The organism is Streptomyces sp. NPDC056738 (assembly GCF_042790435.1).
Lineage (GTDB): Bacteria > Actinomycetota > Actinomycetes > Streptomycetales > Streptomycetaceae > Streptomyces.
The window spans coordinates 19,384-34,423 of sequence record NZ_JBHTZF010000003.1 but is presented as its reverse complement, the minus strand read 5'-3'; the positions used below and the strand labels follow the sequence as shown (position 1 = coordinate 34,423).

The window sequence follows — 15,040 nt, the reverse complement described above, 5'->3', positions numbered from 1 at the left end:
GGGGCGTACATGGGCTTGACGGTCCTCTATCTGGCATTCGGCATTGTCGCGCTGTGGCTGCTCGGCGAAGTGCTGCTGCAGTACAAGGCGCGGCTGCGCTTCCGGCTGCTCGCCTTCGTGGGCTTCCTCGGCGTGGTCCTCGGCGTCCTCATGCACTCGGTCGTCGTCATCGGCCTGGGCGCGGCCGCCTTCACCGTCGGTCAGACCTATGTGACGCTGTCGTTCCGCCAGGGCTTCGCGCAGGGCTGGGCCATCAACGGCCCCGGTGCGGAGGACAGGCCCGGCAAGCTCAGCAAGCGCCGCCGCGGTGAGCCCGAGGACGCGGACGAGGCGGAGGAGACCCCCGAGCTCGACGAGGTCGAGGTGGCCGCCTACCGGCGCGAGGACCAGTACGCCGACGAGGACGACGTCTTCACGCCCGCCCCGTCCGACCGGTTCTCGCCCCCCGAGCCGGCCGAGCCCACGGCCGCCGAGACGACGTCGGTGTACGAGCCGCAGCCGCTGCCCGAGGACACCGGCTCCTACGGGGTCTACGACTCCGGCGCGTACGCCGCGGCCACCGACCAGTCCTACGCCGGCGCGTCCCCGTCCCAGGACCAGCAGGCCTACTCCACCGGTCAGAACCAGCAGGCCTACGCGACGGGTCAGAACCAGCAGGCCTACGCGTACGACGGCTACACCGGCTACGACCAGCAGCAACAGCAGTACGGCTACGGCCAGCAGCAGTACGCCGGCTACACCGACCCGTACACGGGCCAGCAGACCTACCAGAACGGCACGTACGACCAGAGCGCCTACAACGGCGGCGACCAGGGGTACGCGCAGCAGCAGAACTACGGCCAGGACCAGTACGCCACCGGCACCTACGGCGGCGAGACCCCGGCCGGCGGCGTCTGGGTGCCGCAGCAGCGCACCGACGAGTACGGCGGCGAACTCCCGCCCGAGCAGCAGCAGTACCCGTACCAGGGCAACACCAACGGCAACGGCAACGCCGGGTACGACGAGCAGTACCGCTACTGACCGGCGGGACGGCGGCCGAGGGTCCTCCCCGCGCCGCGGCCCGCCGAGCCGTTCACTGCGAGCCCTGGAACTCCGGCCCCTCGACGATCAGACCGGTCACCAGAGCGCCCGACATCCCGGCGTGCGGCAGACCACCACCGGGATGCGCCCAGCCTCCGGCCGCGAAGAGTCCCCCGATCCGGGTCGAGTTCGACGGGCGCAGCAGCCGGCCGTCCGCCGCCGCGAGCGCCGGTGCGGGAACCGCGCCGCCCGCCGCGCCGGTCGCCTCCGCGATGTCGGCCGGGGTGCGGACCTCGTGCCACAGGAGCCGGTCGCGCAGATCCGGCAGGGCCCGCTCGGCGGCGTCGAGAACCCGCTCCACGTCCTCCTCCGACACCTCGGCGCCGGACGGGACCGTGACGGTCAGCGTGACCGCCTCGTGCTCCGCGTCCGGGACGAGCGCCGGATCGTCCGGACGGTGCACCACGACGGTCGGCGCGGCGGGCACCCCGGGGTGCTCCCCGAAGAGCCGGGCCAGCTCGCCGTCGCGGTCGGCCGAGTGGACCACCGTGCGGTGCGCCGTCCCGGCGGGCCGCGCGCCGCGCAGCGCGAGCAGCACCGTCAGCCTGCTGGCCCCGCCCCGCCGCGCCGGCACCTCGTCGGCGCCCCGGAGCGCCGCCCCGCCGACGAGACCGTCCAGGGCGTCCGGCGCCACGCCCGCGACCACGAAGTCCGCCTGCTCGAAGAGTTCCCCGGAGTCGGAGTCGGAGCCGGAGTCGGAGCCAGAACCAGAGCCAGAACCAGAGCCGGACCCGGGCGCCCCCGGGCCGCTCTCCGCTCCGGCGGCAGCCGAGCGCTCCCGTGACAGCTCCACCCCGACGACCCGGCCGTCCTTCTCGACGATCCGTTCGACGGCGGTGGCGAACCTGAACTCGACCCTGCGCTCAAGGCACCGCTCGTACATGGCGCGCGCCAGCTCCCGGATGCCGCCGCGCACGTACCAGGTGCCGAAGGCGTGGTCCATGTACGGCAGTACGGCGGCGCTCGCCGGTGCCGTGCGCGGGTCGAGCCCGTACGCCAGGGCGTGGCTCTCCAGGAGGGCCGTCAGACGCGTGTCGCGCAGCTCCCAGGCGGCGATCTCGGCGAGGGTCGTGGCCCTGCGGGTGCGCAGCAGCTTCTTGTGCGCCACCGAGGGGTACGGCTCGCGTTCGGCCAGCACCGTCCAGTTGGGCCACAGCGGCTCCTCCAGGAGCGGCCGGCGCGCGCGGTCCCACGCCTCCCGGGCCCGCACCAGGAACTCCCCCCACCGGGTGCCCGCGCCGTCGCCCAGCGCTTCGTCCAGCGCGGCGAGCACGCCCGCGCGCGAGGCGTTCGGCAGGCTCACCCGGGTGCCGTCGGCGAAGACGTGGCCGGCCGACGGATCGACCTGCACCAGCTCGACGCACTCCTCCAGGGGCCGTTTCCCGGTCTTGACGAACAGGTCGCGGTAGACCGCGGGCACCGGAAGCAGACCCGGGCCCGTGTCGAAGGCGAAGCCGTCACGCTCGAAGCGGCGTACCGCCCCGCCGTACGTGTCCGTCCGCTCGTACACCACCACCCGGTGGCCCGCGACGGCCAGCCGGGCGGCGGCCGCCATCGCGCCCATCCCGGCGCCGATCACCGCAATCCGTCCCATGGCGGCGACTTTATCCGCCCCCGCCGACAGCCTTGTCAGTCGCGGTCCGCCCAGGGCACACCGTCCGGGGGCCGCCCCGTCGCCGCGGCCGTCCGCCGCTCCTCCCGGCGCTGTGCCCGGCGGCGCAGGAAGCGCCGGATGCGCGAGACGAGGAAGGAGAGCACCGTGAGCCCGGTGAGGAGCAGGGCACCGGCGATGATCGCCGCCGCCCAGGGATGGAAGATCGCCAGGGTGATGACGCCGGCGACCCCGAGATCCTCGGCGAGGCTCATCACGATGTTGCTGAAGGGCTCCGGCGAGGTGTTGACCGCCATCCGCGTCCCGGCCTTGACCGTGTGGCTCGCCAGCGCCGTCGAACCGCCGAGCACCGCCGCCGCCAGATCCGAGACCGAGCCGCTCTGCCCGGCGAGCAGCGCCCCGACCCAGGCACCCGCCGCGGGCCGGATCACGGTGTGCACGGAGTCCCACACCGAGTCGACGTACGGGATCTTGTCGGCGACCGCCTCGAAGAGGAACAGGACGGCGACTGTGACCAGGATCTCAGGGCGTTGCAGGGACTCCGGGACCTCGTCGCTCAGCCCGGTGGCGCCGAACACGCCGAGGAGCAGCACCACCGCGTACGCGTTGATGCCGCTGGCCCAGCCGCTGGTGAAGACGAGGGGGAGTACCGACACGGAGGGGATCGTAACCAGTGCGCGGCCGGGGCGTCCTGGGTCTGAGCACGTATGCCTGAGTATCCGTACCTACAGGGTGAGATGAGTAGGCGCACGGATGGGTCCGACCTGCGCGAACGACAGAGTGGAGGCACGGAAAGGGGCGCGGTTCCGGCACCGCCGACACGGGGCGGCGGAACGGAACGCGCGCCCTTGGCCGCTCCTTCCGCCGGCCCGCTCGGCGGGAGCGAGACACGGGGGACCCGGGGGGACGACCGAACGGGGGCCCGACGGGGGCACGGGGGGAGCACGACGAGGCGCCGGTACGGACGGCCCGCGGGGGACGCGGCCGACCGGACCGGCGCTCTCGTACGTACGGCGCCCGGCCCTCGGGCCACGGGACCGGCGACCGGTCCTCCGGTGCGGGTCCCGCGCGTCGCCGCGGCTCAGCCGTGGCCGCTCACGCGCCCCTGGAGGAGCCGGGACAGGGCCGCGTGGACGTCGTCCAGGGAGCGCTCCGGCTGGAAGGCCTGCCAGTCCAGGGCGGCCACCAGGACCATCCCGACCAGCGCCGCCGCCGTCAGCGGGATGTCGATCTCGTCGCTGAGCTCCCCGCCCGCCACCCCGTCGCGCAGGACGCCCTCGACGACCGCCACCGCCTGCTGCCGCACCACCATCAGGGTGGACTGCCAGGCGCGGTTGGTGCGCCAGAGCTCCGCCACGTAGAGCTGGGTGAACGCCGGATAGCGGTTGATGAAGACGAGACCGGCCCGGATCATCGCGTCCAGCGCGTCGACCTTGCTGCCGCCGTCCCGGTCGGTCTTCTCCGCCGCCTCCCGCAGCGACGCGGTGAGGAGTCCGACGCCGTGCCGCAGCAGCTCCTCGAAGAGCACCGACTTGCTGGCGAAGTTGTAGTAGACCGTGCCCTTCGCGACCCCGGCCCGCTCGGCGATCTCGTCCACCGTGGTGGCGGAGAAGCCCTGTTCGGCGATCAGGGTGACGGCCGCCTCGTAGAGCTTCTGCCGGGTCGCCTCGCGGCGGCTGCCACCGCCCGCCGTGGTGCTGCTGCTTTCCATGGCACCGATTGTCACAGGAGCACCCGCGCGCGTGGTCACAGGCTCAGCTCCGGATGCAGCCGGTCGAGGGTCCACACCTGCTTGCGGCGTGCCGTCAGGGCGGTCAGGGCGAGCGCGCCCACCGTGAAGGCCGTCAGCACCAGGCACGCGGTCCGTACGGGCTCCAGGCCGCCGCCCGTGATGAGCCTGCGGAGCGCCTCGACGACGTAACTCATCGGCAGGAAGGGGTGGATCGCGTTGAAGAAGGCCGGACTGGTCTGGACGGGGTACGTGCCGCCCGCCGAGGTGAGCTGGAGCATCAGGAAGGCCAGGACGAGGATCCGGCCGGCGGCTCCGAAGCGGGCGTTCAGCCACTGCACGATCGCCGCGAAGCAGGCCGTCACCAGGAACAGGAAGCCGACCGTTCCCGCCGCCCGCGCCATCTGGAGGCCGATCGCCCAGTGCAGCACCGCCATCAGGGCGGCCGTCTGCAGGACGCCGACGACGGCGACCGGCAGCCAGCCCGCCAGCGCGATGCGCCACGCCGAGGCGCCCGCCGCGAGCGCGCGCCGGTTCAGCGGCTGGATCAGCATGTACGCCACCATCGCGCCGACCCACAGGGACAGCGGGATGAAGTAGGGGGCGAAACCGGTGCCGTAGTTGGGCGCCTTGTGCAGGTCCCGGGAGGCCATGCGCACCGGGTCGGCCATGACCTCGGTGCGCAGGTCACGGTCGGGCTTGTCGTAGTCGGGGATCCGCTCGGCGCCGTCGTGCAGACCGCCCGCCAGCTTCCCGGAGCCGCCGACGAGCTTGTACAGGCCGCCGTCGAGGTCGCTCGCGCCGGTCTTCAGCCGGCCGACCCCCTTGTCCAGGGTCGCCGCACCCGTCTTCGCGGTGCCGAGACCGGAGTGCAGCCGCTTCGCGCCCCGGGCGACCGCGGTGGCGCCCTCGTTCAGCTTGTCGATCTTGGAGACGGCGTCGTCGAGGTCCTCGGAGAGGTGCGGGGCACGGCCGGCGAGGGCGCGGGCCTGCTTCTCCAGGGTGGCCAGGTTCTTGTCCAGCTCGGTGAGGTCGCCGTCCTGGTCGCCGATCAGCGTGTTGACGTCCTCGGTGACCGCGACGACGTCCGCGGCGGCCTCCTTGGCCTTCGTCAGCTCGGGGCACGCCGGGTCGGGGACCGGCAGGACCTCGCACCGCGCGTGGTGGACGGTGTTCAGGGCCTCGGAGGCGGCGCGCGCGCCCTTGGCGGCGGCCGGGGCCGTCTTCACCAGGGTGGCGAGGTTGTGCCGGATCCCCGCCGCGGAGTCGGCGACCAGCTCGGCCGTGTCGCCGATCGACTTCTCGTTGTCCTCCAGGAAGGGGCCCACCTTGTCCGCGACCCCGTCGACCTTGTCGGCCAGCGCCCGGGTGCCGTCCGCGACCTGCTGCGAACCGTCCTCCAGGTCGCCCGCGCCCGTCGTGAGCTTCCTGAGGCCTCCGGAGAGCTTCCCGCTGCCCGTCTTGGCCTCCTTCAGGCCGTCCGCGAGATCCTTCGAGCCCTTCTTCGCCTTGCCGATGCCGCCGCTGAGCCGGTCGGCGCCGTCGGCCGCCTGCACGGTCTTGCCGTGGATGTCCGAGAACGAGATGAAGATCTTGTCGAGGAACGAACGCGAGGCCTTCGTGGAGGCGGCCGTCCGGACCTCGCTGAACACCGTGCGGGAGATCTGCCCGACGATGTAGTTGTTGGCGTCGTTGGTCCGCACCTGGAGCGCGCTCGTCTCGGGCGAGGTCCCCGAACTGGACGCGATCCTGCGGCTGAAGTCGCCCGGCATGGTCAGCGACAGGTAGTACGTGCCGTCCTCCACACCCCGGCGCGCCTCGGCCGGGCTCACCTCGTGCCACTCGAAGGTGTCGCTCTCGCGCAGCCCTTCGGTGATGGTGTCCCCGACGGTGACCTTGCGGCCGCCGGCCGTCGCTCCCTCGTCGGCGTTCACCAGCGCCACGGGGATGCGGTCGAGCCGGCCGTACGGGTCCCAGAACGACCACAGGTACAGGGCGCCGTACAGCAGGGGCAGCAGCAGGAGCGCGACCAGGGCGGCACGCGGGAGCTTGCCCCGGCCGAAGCGGCGGAGTTCGAGAAGGGCCAGTTCAGGCGATCGCATCGGCCGTCTCCTTGTCGAGGTTCCCGCTGTCGCTGTCGCTGTCGCTGTCGCTGTCATCGGCGGTGGCGGTGGCGGTGGCCGAGTCCGCGTCCGCTGGGGTGGCGGTCTCGGAGACGGTGTCGGCGTCCGCGCCGGTGCCGCTGCCGGTGTCCGGGTTCTCGTCGTCTGCGTCGTCGGCGGCGGCGGTGTTCGCCGTGGCGGCCGGTGCGGTGGACACGACGACGGCGCCCTCGGGAGCCTCGCTGCACACCGCGACGACCGTCGTGCCGGACCGGGCGAGGGACGTCAACAGATCCCAGGCCTCGGACCGTTCGGCGTCCGAGAGCTTGAGGTCGGTGTCGTCGACGCCCAGCAGCCGGGGCCGGCCGATGAGGGCCAGCGCCAGCGACAGCCGCAGGGTCTCGAGCCGCTCCAGATCGCGTACGGCCGTCCGCGTGCCCTTGGGCAGCGTGTCCGGGTCGAGCCCGGCGGCGTCGAGCGCGGCACCGATCCGCGCCTCGGTCTCACCCACCCGCTCGCCGCGGGGCCGCAGCAGGGCGCGCAGCGAACCCCCGAACCGCCGCTGCAGCAGCGCCCGTTCCCGCAGATGTTCCCCGACGGTCAGCGCGGGGTCGAGGTCCGTGACGCCGGGCACGTGGGCGAGTGCGCTGGTCCGGCGCACCGCGGCCATCTGCTTCGGCAGCCTCGACGAACCCACGGCCGCCGTCCCCTCGGTGGCCTTCATCCGGCCCGTGAGGGCCAGCAGCAGGCAGGTGCGGCCGGAGCCCGACGGCCCCTCGATCGCGACGAGCGATCCGGGCTCCGCTTCGAGACGGACCCCGCGGAAAACCCATCCGCGGGGTCCTTCGAGTCCGAAGTCCTCGGCCGTGACACGCAGTCCGTGCGGACCGTCCACAGCTCCCCCATCCTGTGGAACGGATTCGAACCACTTTTGAACTGACTGGTCAGTGCAAAAACTAACCCGAACTGTCGATCGAAGCAAAGTCGCAGGTCAGAACGGATTGTCAGTGGCATACCGCACGATGGGCACATACGGCCACAGTGCCGTCACACGACGACAGGAGGTTCGTCATGGCCAGCTCTTCCGCAGCCGCCGCCCGTCGGCGCCGCGCCACCGGCCCTGCCCCCTCACTGACCGGACCGGCGGGCGACGTCCACCCCGTGCTCCGCCGGGCCACGGCCCCGCCCGCCGCCCTCGACCTGCTCTCCCAGGCCCGCGCCGGACTTGACGAGGCGACGGCCCTGGAGACGCCCAACGAGCGTTACGCGACGGCCCACTTGGCCGCGCTGCGCACCGCCGCCGCCGTCCTCGCCGCCCGGGTCCACCCGGAGCCCTCGTCCCGGCGCAGGGCCCGCATCCGCAGCGCCTGGGAGGTCCTCCCGGAGATCGCTCCCGAACTGACCGAGTGGAGCGCGCTGTTCGCCTCCGGCGCCACCCGCCGCGCCCGCGCGGAGGCCGGCATCCAGGGCGCGGCCAGCACCCGCGACGCCGACGACCTGATACGCGACGTCCACATGTTCCTGCGCCTCGTCGAGCGGATGCTGGCGCTGCAGCCCGTGCTGCCCCAGCCCCGCCAGGACGCAGAACAGGACCGGGGCCCGGACCGGCCGGGCGGGGCGAACCGGTTGGGCGGCGTGGACCGGTTGGGCGGCGTGGACCGGGAGGTGCCGGACGCGGGCTGACCGGAGGGCACTTCGGGCGGACCACGGCTCGACCGGCGGGGACTTCGGACTTCGGGCGGGCCACGGGGCGGTCCTCCGCGCGCTCCGCGTGCGATCCGGCGCGCGTGAGACGGGGGACCGGTCACGGTGGCGGAGGCAATAGGGTGGAGACGCCTGCTGCCTCCCCGCCGGGAGGCCCGAACTTCGCTCCGCCGTTCATCAGGCGGTGCCGCGCCGAGGAGTCAACTGCCGTGTCGGACCCGATGCGCCCCCGCGCTTCTCTCCGTACCGCCGTCGTCTGGGAGGTCCTCAAGGACGCCCTGGACCGTCAGGTCAAGGCCGCCGGGCGGGAGTCGCTCGACGTGCTCGACACGGGCGGCGGCAGTGGCAACTTCGCCGTGCCCGTGGCCCGCCTCGGTCACCGGGTCACCGTCGTCGACCCCAGCCCGAACGCGCTGTTCGCGCTGGAGCGCCGTGCCGCCGAGGCCGGTGTCGCCGACCGCGTGCAGGGCGTCCAGGGCGATGCCCACGGCCTCTTCGACGTGGTCGAGCGCGGCGGCTACGACGCCGTGCTGTGCCACGGCGTCTTGGAGTACGTGGACGACCCGGCCGAGGGCGTCCGCAACGTCGTGGACGCGCTGCGCCCCGAGGGCGTGCTCAGCCTCCTCGCCGCGGGCCTGGGCGGTGCCGTGCTGGCCCGTGCCCTCGCCGGGCACTTCAAGGAGGCCCGGCACGCGCTCGACGACCCGGACGGACGCTGGGGCGAGAGTGATCCCGTTCCGCACCGCTTCACCGCCGAGCAGCTCACCTCCCTCGTCGCGGGCGCCGGTCTGCACGTCGCCGCCGTGCACGGCGTCCGGGTCTTCGCGGACCTGGTGCCCGGGGTCCTGGTGGACACCGAGCCGGGCGCCCTGGAGGCTCTGCTCAAGCTGGAGGCGGCGGCGGCCGAGCTCACCGCGTTCCACTCCGTGGCCACACAGCTCCATGTGCTGGGTGAGGCCCGAGAGACCACGGAGGGCTGAGGGCCCCCGGCGGCGCGCCGCTGATCAGGGGCTTGGCGGCAGATGGAGTACGCCACAGACCACCCGATCGAGTGCTCGGCGCCGTATGATCGGGGGAGACCGTCCGGCATGACGGACCGTTCGCTGGGGAATGCACGCCTCAGCGCATCGGGGCGCCATGAAGGGTTCCGGTCGGCGAATTGGCGTAGAGGGCGGGTTTCACGGGGCCGATTCCCTGCCTATCCTGAAGGGGACCCCCGGTCGCCCCGGCGACTGCACGATGAGGAGGACTCCGTGCCGCTCTCGGAGCACGAGCAGCGAATGCTCGAGCAGATGGAGCGAGCGCTGTACGCCGAAGATCCCAAGTTCGCGACAGCGCTTGAGGGAAGCGGGCTGCGTACGTACACCCGGCGACGGGTCTACCAGGCGGTCGCGGGCTTCCTGGTGGGTATCGCGCTCCTCATGGCTGGAATGGTCGCGGTTCAGATCTGGCTGAGCGTGGTGGGCTTCCTCGTCATGCTGGGCTGTGCGGTGCTCGCCGTCACCGGTTGGCGCAAAGCTCCCAAGCCGGGTGAGCAGCCGACCGTTCCGGGTTCGTCCGCCGCTCGTCGGCAAGGGCGACAACGCCGCTCCATGATGGACCGGATCGAACAGCGCTGGCAGCGTCGTCGCGACGAGCAGGGCGGCCACTGAGCCCTCGGCCTCGTCCGCAGACTCAACACGTGAGGGGGCGTCCACCCGGACCGGGTGGACGCCCCCTCACGCGTACGCGATCGGCCCCTGCGGGGCTGCCGCCTGGCCCCGGCGTTCTGCCTCCCTGCTGACCCGGAGGCGTCCTGCCGGCCCGGTCACCGGGAACCACGTTCCGTGGGACCCGCACCCGTCACCGGGCACCACGGTCCCTGGCACCCGGCGCCGGTGGCTGTGCCCACCCGTCCCGCCCTGCGGGACGAGCGCCCACAGCCGCGCGGTCAGGTGTTCTGGCTGGTGGGGTGGCGGCGGGATTTCAGGGTCGTCCAGGCGGCCGAGACCGTCCAGATCACCCGGACGGCCGAACGGGGTGCGAGGAGAGCGCGCAGCCGCGCGGCACGGCTCGCGGTCGTCCGGAAGGACTTCCCGACCCGGCGCGCGTCGTCCGCGAGGCCCGCCACCGGCCGGGGATGCGGAGCGTAGAGAACCTGCTCCACGGCCGCGGCCAGCCGGTGCACCGACGCCTCGGCCTTCGGATCCAGGCCCCCGAGCTCGACGATCCGCTCGGCCGCCTTTCTCGGCGTCTGCGACTCCTGCGGCGCGATCCCGTAGTCCCACGCCGTGTCGGTCACCTCCGACCAGGCGCCCAGCGTGTGCGCCGCCACCTCCGCCTCGGAGCGGCCGTGGCCGCCCAGACGGACCTCCCGCATCCGTATCCGCCACAGCATGGGCAGCAGCGGCAGACCCAGCACCAGCAGCCCGGCCAGCGCCAGCCCGACGCTCTTCATCGTGGGCCAGATGTCGTCCTCGCCGCCGACGGCGGCCGCGGGGGACTGGTCCGGGCAGGCCGCCAGCTTCCGGAGCTGCGGTGAGCAGCTCTCGGTCGCCGACGGCTCCGCCGAGGGCGCGGCGGACGTCGAGAACGTCGGCTTCGGGGCCGCGGGCTCGATCTCGCCCGGGGTGTTCGTCTGGGTGTACGACGGCACCGAACCCCGGCTCGGGGTCGGCTCGAAGCGGGTCCAGCCCACGCCCTCGAAGTACAGCTCGGGCCAGGCGTGCGCGTCCCGCAGCCCGACCGCCATCGAACCGTCCGCCTGCGGGGTCCCCGACGTGAAGCCGACCGCGACACGGGCCGGAATCCCGAGGGTGCGCGCCATCGAGGCCATCGCGAAGGAGAAGTGGACGCAGAAGCCCTCCTTCTCCTTCAGGAAGTTCGCGATCGCGGTGGAGCCGCTGCCGGCCTGCACCTGGGTGTTGTAGCGGAAGTCGCCGCTGACCGCGAAGTAGTCCTGGAGCTTGACCGCCTGCTCGTAGTGGTTGGCCGAGCCCGCGGTGACCTTGCGGGCCGTCTTCGCCACGATCGAGGGGAGCGACTCCGGGACCTTGGTGTACTCGCGCTTCATCGCCGGCGAGGCCTCCGGGGCGCTCGCGAGCTGCTGCGCGGTCGGCTCCACCATCAGGCTGGTGACCTCGTACCGCGCGCCACGGGTGTTCTGTCCGTGGTCGCCGACGAGGGTGCGCCCGACGGGTTCGTACCGCCAGCTCCCCTTGATGTCCACCTTGCTGGCCGGATAGGGCATCGGCAGCCAGTCCTGCGCGTACCAGTCGGCCGCCGCGATCTGGGTCCGGATCGTCGCCCGCTTCACCTCGCCGGACAGACCGATCGGCGCCGGGAACGTCTTCGGCACGTCCACGATGTGCCGCTGCGCCGGCTTCCAGGCGGTGCCGTCGAAGTCGTCCAGCGAGACGATCCGCAGATACAGGTTCTGGGTGTCCCCGGTGTTCGTGCGGTACGTCATGACCGTGCGGTCCTCGTCCACGTTCAGGCTGTCGCGGAGCGAGACCAGCGGGTTCACCGCGGCGATCGTGCCGCCGCCCCCGGTGCCGTTGCCGATGCCCCGGCCCGCGCCGTCCAGCAGACCGCCGTCGAGCGAGGGCAGCGCGAGCGGCACGAACAGGGCGACGCCCAGCACGACCGCGCCGATCCGCCGGCCGGTGCGGACGGGTGCGACGGCACCGCTCGCGGACTCCGGACCCGGACCGCGGGCCGCCCCGCCGAAGACCCGGCCCCACTGCGAGAGCCGGTCCCGGCTCTCGGCCAGCAGCAGCATCAGATAGCCGGCGGCCGCGAGCAGGAACCACAGCCAGGCCGCGCCGCCGCCGGACAGGCCCGCGGCGACCGAGTACAGGGCGAGCAGCGGCAGACCGGCGGGCGCGGCGCTGCGGTAGGTCACCGCGAGGGTGTCCACCGCGAGCCCGATCACCAGGACGCCGCCGACCACCATCAGCCGGATCCCGTCCGACAGCGGAGCGGGGATCGAGTATCTGCCGACGTCGTCGGCGCCCGCCTGGAGCAGTGCCGAGAAGTGCTGGAAGGCCTCGGGTCCGGGGACGATCCCGGCGAGGGCCTGCCCCCGGGCGAAGACCAGGGTCAGCAGCATCAGCGTCACCAGCGCCTGCGCCGCCACCGTCAGCGGCCGGGCCAGCGGGACCCGCCGGGTCAGCGCGCCGACACCGGTCTGCACGGCCAGCAGGAACGCCGCCTGGAAGATCCACGTCGCCGGGCTCACCAGCGGCAGCAGCGCGCACGACGTCATCAGTGTGGCCGCCGCCGCGTACAGCGCCAGCCTGGCCCGCCCGCTCACGCGCCACCACCCCCCGCAGTAGTCCCCGTCGCCGCCACGTGGGTGCGCAGGCGGTCCGCCTCGCGCCACAGGTCGGCGACGGACGCCCCCCGCGGCACCGTCACGGCGGTCCAGCCCGCCTCGCGCAGCATGCGCAGCGGGTCCGTTCCCTCGTCCGACGGGCCGGGCACCTCGGTCGGTTCCCTGACCCAGGACTCGCTGTCGAGCAGGAACGCGACGGCCCCGCCGCTGCGCTGGCGCATCTTGCCGAGCACGGTCGCCTGCTCCTCGTCGAGATCGCCGAGGAAGGCGATCAGCAGTCCCTCGTTGCCGCCGCGCAGCACCTCGTAGGCGCGGGAGAGACCCGTGCCGTCCGAGTGGTCGACGACGGCGAGCGTGTCCATCATCATCCCGGCCGCGTCCGCCGACTCCTGGCTCGCGCCCGCGAACCCGTCGGCGCCCTCGCCCGGCACCGAGCTGCCGGTGTCCGTCAGAAGACGCACGGAGAAGCCCCGTTCGAGCATGTGCAGCAGTGTGGAGGCCGCTCCCGAGACGGCCCACTCGAAGGCCGAGTCGGGGCCCGAGCCCTGGAAGGCGACGCCCCGGGTGTCCAGCAGCACGGTGCAGCGCGAACGCTGGGGCTGCTCCTCGCGGCGGACCATCAGCTCGCCGTAGCGGGCGGTCAGCCGCCAGTGCACGCGGCGCAGGTCGTCGCCGTAGCGGTACCCGCGCGGGATGATGTCGTCCTCGCCGGCCAGGGCGAGGGAGCGCTGCCGCCCGTCGCCGTACCCCTTGGCCTCACCGGTCAGCCGCACCGGAGGCAGCGCCTCCACGCGGGGTATGACGGTCAGGGTGTCGTACGCCGAGAAGGAGCGGGTCAGCTCGCACATCCCGAACGGGTCGGTCAGCCGCAGTTGCAGCGGACCGAGCGGATAGCGGCCGCGCAGGTCCGAGCGCACGCGGTAGGACACCTCGCGGCGGCCGCCCGCCTCGACCCGGTCCAGCACGAAGCGGGGCCGCGGACCGAGGACGTAGGGCACCTTGTCCTGGAGCATCAGCAGCCCCGTGGGCAGCCGCGAGACGTTGTCCATGCGCAGATGCACGCGGGCCTCGGAGCCCGCGGGCACCCGCCCGGGGGAGAGCCTGCGGCTGCCCGCGACCCGGTAGCGGGTGCGGTACAGAACGGCCGCGCAGACCAGCGGCAGCACCGCCAGGAGCAGCCCGACCCGCAGCAGATCGCCCTGCCCGAGGACGTACGCGCAGATCGTGGCGGCCACTCCCGCGGCCAGGAACGAGCGGCCGCGCGTGGTGAGACCGGCGAGCGCGGTGCGCAGCCCGCCCTTGTCCTCGGCGGTGTGGCCCGCGCTCGCCTGCGTCATCACAGCCTCCGGGGCGGCTGCTGACCGTACGTGGGCGCCCCCCGGCCCATCGAGAGGCCGGGCTGCTGGGGAGCCGCGGGCACCGGGGTGCGCTGGAGGATCTCCTGGACGACCTGCTCGGACGTGCGGCGGTTCAACTGCGCCTGTGCCGTGGGCAGCAGGCGGTGGGCCAGAACCGCGACGGCCAGGGCCTGCACGTCGTCCGGCAGCGCGTACTCCCGCCCGCTGAGAGCCGCGGACGCCTTCGCCGCGCGCAGCAGGTGCAGCGTGGCGCGTGGTGAGGCGCCGAGTCTGAGGTCGGGGTGGGTGCGCGTGGCCGCCACCAGGTCCACCGCGTAGCGGCGCACCGGGTCGGCGACGTGGACCGTGCGGACCGCGTCGATCAGCTTCACGATGTCGTGCGCGTGGGCGACCGGCTGGAGGTCGTCCAGCGGGCTCACGCCGCCGTGGACGTCCAGCATCTGCAGTTCGGCCTCCGCGCTCGGGTAGCCGATGGAGACACGGGCCATGAAGCGGTCGCGCTGGGCCTCCGGCAGCGGGTAGGTGCCCTCCATCTCGACCGGGTTCTGGGTGGCCACCACCATGAACGGGCTGGGCAGTTCGTAGGTCTGCCCGTCGATGGTGACCTGGCGCTCCTCCATCGACTCCAGGAGCGCGGACTGCGTCTTGGGCGAGGCGCGGTTGATCTCGTCGCCGATCACGATCTGCGCGAAGATCGCCCCCGGTTTGAACTCGAAGTCCCGGCGCTGCTGGTCCCAGATGGACACACCCGTGATGTCCGAGGGCAGCAGGTCGGGCGTGAACTGGATGCGCCGCACCGAACAGTCGATGGAACGCGCCAGCGCCTTGGCGAGCATGGTCTTGCCGACGCCGGGGACATCCTCGATCAGAAGATGGCCCTCGGCCAGCAGCACGGTCAGCGAAAGCCGTACGACCTCAGGCTTGCCTTCGATCACTCCTTCCACCGAACCGCGGACACGCTCCGCAGTGGCGGTCAGATCCGTCAGGCTCGCACGATCGTCATAGGTCGTCACCCGGCCCTCCTAGGCCCGTTCGGGCCGACGCCCTGTGCGGACCGGCCCACCCCGAAACACGGGCACCACGCGCGAAAGGTTCCGCGTGACGCCACACCCGCATTCTTGTTGCCGTTACCGGTTCGTG

The 15,040-nt window shown here is 73.0% G+C and carries 12 protein-coding genes; 4 read left to right on the top strand and 8 right to left on the bottom strand.

Features of this window, described 5'->3' with window-relative positions:
* Nucleotides 1-9: 9 nt before the first annotated feature.
* On the top strand, nucleotides 10-1,020 hold the full coding sequence (locus ACFRIC_RS07550; RefSeq protein WP_382780960.1) for a hypothetical protein: 1,011 nt from the start codon (nucleotides 10-12) through the stop codon (nucleotides 1,018-1,020).
* Between the two features lie 52 nt (nucleotides 1,021-1,072).
* On the opposite strand, the gene ACFRIC_RS07545 is transcribed toward ACFRIC_RS07550, so the two are convergent.
* The 5 genes from ACFRIC_RS07545 to ACFRIC_RS07525 all read right to left on the bottom strand — a co-directional run bounded on the left by ACFRIC_RS07545 (nucleotide 1,073) and on the right by ACFRIC_RS07525 (nucleotide 7,418).
* On the bottom strand, nucleotides 1,073-2,674 hold the full coding sequence (locus ACFRIC_RS07545; RefSeq protein ID WP_382780958.1) for a phytoene desaturase family protein: 1,602 nt from the start codon (nucleotides 2,672-2,674) through the stop codon (nucleotides 1,073-1,075).
* Between the two features lie 35 nt (nucleotides 2,675-2,709).
* Nucleotides 2,710-3,348 (bottom strand): DUF4126 domain-containing protein, encoded by a 639-nt coding sequence (locus ACFRIC_RS07540; protein ID WP_382780955.1) that lies wholly within the window; start codon nucleotides 3,346-3,348, stop codon nucleotides 2,710-2,712.
* Between the two features lie 425 nt (nucleotides 3,349-3,773).
* The gene (locus ACFRIC_RS07535; protein ID WP_382780952.1) at nucleotides 3,774-4,403 is read right to left on the bottom strand and encodes a TetR/AcrR family transcriptional regulator; all 630 of its coding nucleotides are present in this window, start codon (nucleotides 4,401-4,403) and stop codon (nucleotides 3,774-3,776) included.
* 35 nt (nucleotides 4,404-4,438) lie between these two features.
* Complete coding sequence (locus ACFRIC_RS07530) at nucleotides 4,439-6,523, bottom strand: YhgE/Pip family protein (protein WP_382780949.1); 2,085 nt, start codon at nucleotides 6,521-6,523, stop codon at nucleotides 4,439-4,441.
* On the bottom strand, nucleotides 6,510-7,418 hold the full coding sequence (locus ACFRIC_RS07525) for an ATP-binding cassette domain-containing protein (protein ID WP_382780947.1): 909 nt from the start codon (nucleotides 7,416-7,418) through the stop codon (nucleotides 6,510-6,512). Before ACFRIC_RS07525 ends, ACFRIC_RS07530 begins: the two co-directional genes overlap by 14 nt.
* Nucleotides 7,419-7,594: 176 nt before the next feature.
* Between ACFRIC_RS07525 and ACFRIC_RS07520 the strand changes: the two genes are divergently transcribed.
* From ACFRIC_RS07520 to ACFRIC_RS07510, 3 genes are all read left to right on the top strand, one after another.
* Nucleotides 7,595-8,206, top strand: a complete 612-nt coding sequence (locus tag ACFRIC_RS07520; protein ID WP_382780944.1) for an SAV_6107 family HEPN domain-containing protein — start codon at nucleotides 7,595-7,597, stop codon at nucleotides 8,204-8,206.
* A 230-nt stretch (nucleotides 8,207-8,436) separates the two neighbouring features.
* Nucleotides 8,437-9,207 carry a methyltransferase gene (locus ACFRIC_RS07515; RefSeq protein ID WP_382780941.1) on the top strand — a complete coding sequence of 257 codons (771 nt, stop codon included), beginning with the start codon at nucleotides 8,437-8,439 and terminating at the stop codon, nucleotides 9,205-9,207.
* A gap of 273 nt (nucleotides 9,208-9,480) precedes the next feature.
* The gene (locus tag ACFRIC_RS07510) at nucleotides 9,481-9,879 is read left to right on the top strand and encodes a DUF3040 domain-containing protein (protein WP_355775083.1); all 399 of its coding nucleotides are present in this window, start codon (nucleotides 9,481-9,483) and stop codon (nucleotides 9,877-9,879) included.
* A 278-nt stretch (nucleotides 9,880-10,157) separates the two neighbouring features.
* Here the strand turns inward: ACFRIC_RS07510 and ACFRIC_RS07505 are convergent, their stop codons facing one another.
* From ACFRIC_RS07505 to ACFRIC_RS07495, 3 genes are read right to left on the bottom strand one after another with little or no spacing between them, the layout of a single operon-like run.
* A complete protein-coding gene (locus tag ACFRIC_RS07505) occupies nucleotides 10,158-12,521 on the bottom strand; it encodes a DUF3488 and DUF4129 domain-containing transglutaminase family protein (protein WP_382780937.1) in 2,364 nt (787 codons plus the stop codon).
* On the bottom strand, nucleotides 12,518-13,879 hold the full coding sequence (locus ACFRIC_RS07500) for a DUF58 domain-containing protein (protein WP_382780934.1): 1,362 nt from the start codon (nucleotides 13,877-13,879) through the stop codon (nucleotides 12,518-12,520). Before ACFRIC_RS07500 ends, ACFRIC_RS07505 begins: the two co-directional genes overlap by 4 nt.
* Nucleotides 13,879-14,913 (bottom strand): AAA family ATPase, encoded by a 1,035-nt coding sequence (locus ACFRIC_RS07495; protein WP_382780931.1) that lies wholly within the window; start codon nucleotides 14,911-14,913, stop codon nucleotides 13,879-13,881. Before ACFRIC_RS07495 ends, ACFRIC_RS07500 begins: the two co-directional genes overlap by 1 nt.
* Nucleotides 14,914-15,040: the final 127 nt, after the last annotated feature.

What these genes read in the sequence shown, in the direction of transcription:
- ACFRIC_RS07550 (WP_382780960.1), top strand. Translation starts at nt 10, where the DNA reads ATGGGCTTGACGGTCCTCTATCTGGCATTCGGCATTGTCGCGCTGTGG.
- ACFRIC_RS07545 (WP_382780958.1), bottom strand. Translation starts at nt 2,674, where the DNA reads ATGGGACGGATTGCGGTGATCGGCGCCGGGATGGGCGCGATGGCGGCC.
- ACFRIC_RS07535 (WP_382780952.1), bottom strand. Translation starts at nt 4,403, where the DNA reads ATGGAAAGCAGCAGCACCACGGCGGGCGGTGGCAGCCGCCGCGAGGCG.
- ACFRIC_RS07530 (WP_382780949.1), bottom strand. Translation starts at nt 6,523, where the DNA reads ATGCGATCGCCTGAACTGGCCCTTCTCGAACTCCGCCGCTTCGGCCGG.
- ACFRIC_RS07520 (WP_382780944.1), top strand. Translation starts at nt 7,595, where the DNA reads ATGGCCAGCTCTTCCGCAGCCGCCGCCCGTCGGCGCCGCGCCACCGGC.
- ACFRIC_RS07500 (WP_382780934.1), bottom strand. Translation starts at nt 13,879, where the DNA reads ATGACGCAGGCGAGCGCGGGCCACACCGCCGAGGACAAGGGCGGGCTG.